The organism is Endozoicomonas sp. ALB115, assembly GCF_049310245.1.
In the GTDB taxonomy this organism is placed as follows: Bacteria; Pseudomonadota; Gammaproteobacteria; order Pseudomonadales; family Endozoicomonadaceae; genus Endozoicomonas.
In genome coordinates this window covers 1-3,592 of the sequence record NZ_JBLYZG010000145.1, presented here as the reverse complement: position 1 = coordinate 3,592, position 3,592 = coordinate 1, and the positions used below count along the sequence as shown (strand labels likewise).

Here is a 3,592-nt window from a genome sequence, read left to right as displayed (position 1 = left end):
TGAACTGGCAACATGTCGACGTTCCTGAATATCTGATCAATCCTTTGACAACAGATTTCAGGAAAATATCAATCGGGGTGGTGAAAGGCAGATATATCATGCACATAGACAGTGAATCGTACACACTAAACTTCGATTGTTCTGTATGCGTCAGAACCAGCAGCTGGAATTGCGTAAGTTTGACGAACAGTGGCGGCACTTCACCGACCTACGCATTGCCCTGGATCTGAATGATGGGGTAAAGGTGAACTATGGCAAGTTTGGTACACTGTTGGCTAATGTGAAGGACGTGACGGGAGTGAAAGGATAATGGGCAACACACATCCGATGTGGATCGACCATATCCGGGTTGAAAACTTCAAGTCCCTGGTGGGTTTGACCTATCCCTGCATAGCTTCAACTGCCTGATAGGGCTCAATGGTGCCGGTAAGTCCACAGTGTTGCAGTTTATGGATTTTCTGGCCCAACAGGTCAAAGGTGATATTAAGGGATGGCTTGAAGAGCGTGACTGGAAAGCTTCTGAGCTGACCAGTCGCCTTGGCAAAAGCAGGAAGAAGCTGATCTTGTTTACCGTGAGCATGCACTTGATGGATGGGTCCATGACGACCTGGGAAGCGGTATTTAACACAGATCAGCAGCGTTGTACCCAGGAAAAGATTGTGCTGGATTGTGTGAACTTCACAACGTATACGCTGCTTACGGTGGCTGATGGCGCTTACACCCTGGGTAATATCCACCAGCCCATCCGTTTCTCCTACCAGGGGTCAATTCTTTCCCAGTTGCTCGACAAGGAGCTGTCTGATGAGCTGAAAGTGTTCAAATTGTTCTTCCGGCAATTTCGTTCTCTGGAATTGCTGGCTCCCCAGTTTTTGCGGCAAAAAGCCAGAAACAGTGAAGGAGAAATGGGGTTGGGTGGACAAAGAATGTCTGCCTATATCCATGAGATGTCTCAGGAATATAAAAATGCACTGCGGGACCGTTTGAAAAAGGCCTATCCAAGACTTCAGGAGATTAAAACCCGGTCAATACGATCCGGCTGGAAAGCACTGAATATCGCCGAGGTCTTCGAACATCAGGAGCTGCCAACGGAAGCTCGCCATGTTAACGACGGTATGTTGCGAATTATGGCCATTCTGGCCCAGCTGATGACCGAGCACAGTTTTATGGCCTTTGATGAGATTGAGAACGGCATCAATCCAGAGCTTATCGAGTTTTTGATTGATACATTGGTGCAGGCGGAGCAGCAGGTTCTGGTATCGACTCACAGCCCGATGATTCTCAATTTTATGGAGGACGATATTGCAACCAGAAGCGTGCAGTATCTCTACAAAACGGCGGAAGGGTATACCCGGGCTATCCCGTTTTTCTCCATTCCCTCTCTGAAAGAAAAGCTTGCAGTAATGGGACCCGGAGAGGCTTTTATTGATACTGACCTGAATCGACTGGTTGATGAAATCAACTCACTGTAACAGGGGTTACCGATGTATTTGCTGTTCAGTGGTGAGGGCCCTACCGATATGGGGCAAGGCACGGTCGCGAATGAAGTCTGTGAAGGCGAGCAGTTTCAGCCAGGCCCGATGGCCTGGTTTGCCGATCAGTGGGTAGAGCGCAAATCCTACCTTTCTCATATTGAGCACGACTTGTGTGGGTTTATCCCCAAATCGCAACTGGAAGCAAGAGCCAAAGCCAACACCTCCAGAAAAGCCATGGGGCTGCGTGGCAAAAAACACCCCGAACATGAGACACGTTGCTATTACAAAAATGCCAAGGCTATGGCTCAAATTGCAAAAGAAAGGCTGCTATTTGCAGAGCAATGGTAAAAACATTGAAATCTGATGGTAAGGCATATTGCTGAATAATAGCGTGCCCGTTAGCAAGATTGGTTAAGTTACTTGAAATATACGTCTTTGATCATATATTTGAAGTTATATATTCTGATTTATTGATCTGTGTGGACACAACCTGTCCATCCATTGTTGTATTATTAGGTGTCTTTTAGTGGTTTGTGGTCTATCGGTACCTGATGAGAAATACCTTTCTTGCCAATCGTCTTGCTGACATTATTCTGCTTGCTCATAGCGGCCAACCCTTGAAAATTCAAGAGTTGGCAGAGCGGTATAGTGTCTGCACAAAAACCATTCGCAGGGATTTGGATCGTCTTGGCACGGCTTTGGATCGTTGTCCGATCACTGGTACTTATAGGCTTACATCGACATCGACTCATGTATTCAACGAGCATGACTTGGTTAGCCTTATCGACAGGCTTGGTTTAAAAAAGGCTCTTCCTCACAAAACTGCAAGGTTTCTGATCAATTTTGTCAACCAGAATACCGGTGGTTGTTACCATTTTCAGGAAGCACCTCTGGAAATGGATTTTATTGAGTCACTCCATACGCTCATTGAAAAAGCCATTCAGAGTAAGCGAGAAGTTCAATTTCTATACAAGAACAAAACTCGTAAAGTTAATCCTTACATGATGGTGTTCTACCGGGGAAGTTGGTATCTGGCTGCTACTGCAGAAGGTGTTCTGAAAGCATTTTCTCTTGCGCGCATTAAGCTGGCATCTTTAGGAAATGAGCACTTTGCTATTGATGAAGCTATTATCAAACAGATCAAAGAGCATGACTCTGTCTGGTTTGGTCAACCCGAATTTGAAGTTACGCTTGAAGTTCACCCTGATGTGGCATTCTTTTTTGAGAGAAAGGCGCTCCTACCCAGACAGGAGATTCTTGAGAAAAAGCCGGATGGCACGCTGATTATCCGGGCTTGCGCTTGGAGTTATTCACAGATCGTTCCCCTTGTTCAGAGCTGGATTCCCAATATCAAGGTCATCTCACCCAGGAAACTGCACCAACATATTCAGCAGAATTTTACCCAGTGGTTAGCCAGTTCAGGCAATATTTCGGATTAAGTTATTCATGAGCAAATCCTCTAAAACTATTTTGGTTGCGGCAACAATGAGTGCTGGTAAGTCTTCATTGATAAACGCTTTGCTTGGCAAAGATTTACTGCACTCTGCGAATGAAGCGACCACTGCGAAAGTCGCGCGAATCACGATTGTCAAAAAGGGGCGTGCAAAAGCCACTGCATACTGCTGTGAAGGTCTGCCCGCTGAGATGAGCAGGCTATTATCTGCAGATCAGATGAAAGAGTGGAACAGATCTGATGATGTTTCATCAATGGATATCCGTTTTCCGGCCTCAAGCGGTTTGCTGAGTTCCAAGCTTTCGGGATACACCTTCATAGACACTCCCGGAGCAAATAACAGTATGGATGAGCGGCATCGGGCAACTTTTATTGAAGCGATTAAGTCATATCCGGACAGTACATTACTCTACGTAATCAATGTTACCCAGCTTGGAACTACTGATGATGTGGAAGTCCTCAAGACCATCAGGGAGATCCATCCAACAGACCAAGTGATTTTTGCCCTGAATAAAGTTGATGCCCTTGATGAAGAACTCGGTGAAACAGCAGAGCGCTATGTTCGTAATGCCGAGAAGTGCATATTCTGGCTAATCGTGAACGCTCATTCTGGCAAAGCGTGAACACGAATTCTGGCCAGGCGTGAACATGGATTCTGGCTGATCGT

The 3,592-nt window shown here is 46.0% G+C and carries 5 protein-coding genes and 1 pseudogene; all 6 read left to right on the top strand.

The genetic code is table 11. The features are described from left to right. Nucleotides 1-145 precede the first annotated feature (145 nt). The 6 genes and pseudogenes from ACO6VE_RS24065 to ACO6VE_RS24040 all read left to right on the top strand — a co-directional run bounded on the left by ACO6VE_RS24065 (nucleotide 146) and on the right by ACO6VE_RS24040 (nucleotide 3,548). Nucleotides 146-310, top strand: a complete 165-nt coding sequence (locus ACO6VE_RS24065) for a hypothetical protein (RefSeq protein ID WP_422444564.1) — start codon at nucleotides 146-148, stop codon at nucleotides 308-310. Between the two features lie 139 nt (nucleotides 311-449). Next, nucleotides 450-1,469, top strand: coding sequence for an AAA family ATPase (locus tag ACO6VE_RS24060; protein WP_422444566.1), 1,020 nt, complete (start codon nucleotides 450-452; stop codon nucleotides 1,467-1,469). Nucleotides 1,470-1,481: 12 nt separating this feature from the next. Beyond that, complete coding sequence (locus ACO6VE_RS24055; protein ID WP_422444568.1) at nucleotides 1,482-1,820, top strand: hypothetical protein; 339 nt, start codon at nucleotides 1,482-1,484, stop codon at nucleotides 1,818-1,820. A gap of 269 nt (nucleotides 1,821-2,089) precedes the next feature. Then, a pseudogene (locus ACO6VE_RS24050) lies at nucleotides 2,090-2,137 on the top strand (hypothetical protein); the annotation flags it as partial. Nucleotides 2,138-2,242: 105 nt separating this feature from the next. Next, nucleotides 2,243-2,911 carry a WYL domain-containing protein gene (locus ACO6VE_RS24045; protein ID WP_422444744.1) on the top strand — a complete coding sequence of 223 codons (669 nt, stop codon included), beginning with the start codon at nucleotides 2,243-2,245 and terminating at the stop codon, nucleotides 2,909-2,911. Between the two features lie 7 nt (nucleotides 2,912-2,918). After that, nucleotides 2,919-3,548 (top strand): dynamin family protein, encoded by a 630-nt coding sequence (locus ACO6VE_RS24040; protein ID WP_422463999.1) that lies wholly within the window; start codon nucleotides 2,919-2,921, stop codon nucleotides 3,546-3,548. Nucleotides 3,549-3,592 lie beyond the last annotated feature (44 nt).

What these genes read in the sequence shown, in the direction of transcription:
- ACO6VE_RS24065 (WP_422444564.1), top strand. Translation starts at nt 146, where the DNA reads ATGCGTCAGAACCAGCAGCTGGAATTGCGTAAGTTTGACGAACAGTGG.
- ACO6VE_RS24060 (WP_422444566.1), top strand. Translation starts at nt 450, where the DNA reads ATGGATTTTCTGGCCCAACAGGTCAAAGGTGATATTAAGGGATGGCTT.
- ACO6VE_RS24055 (WP_422444568.1), top strand. Translation starts at nt 1,482, where the DNA reads ATGTATTTGCTGTTCAGTGGTGAGGGCCCTACCGATATGGGGCAAGGC.
- ACO6VE_RS24040 (WP_422463999.1), top strand. Translation starts at nt 2,919, where the DNA reads ATGAGCAAATCCTCTAAAACTATTTTGGTTGCGGCAACAATGAGTGCT.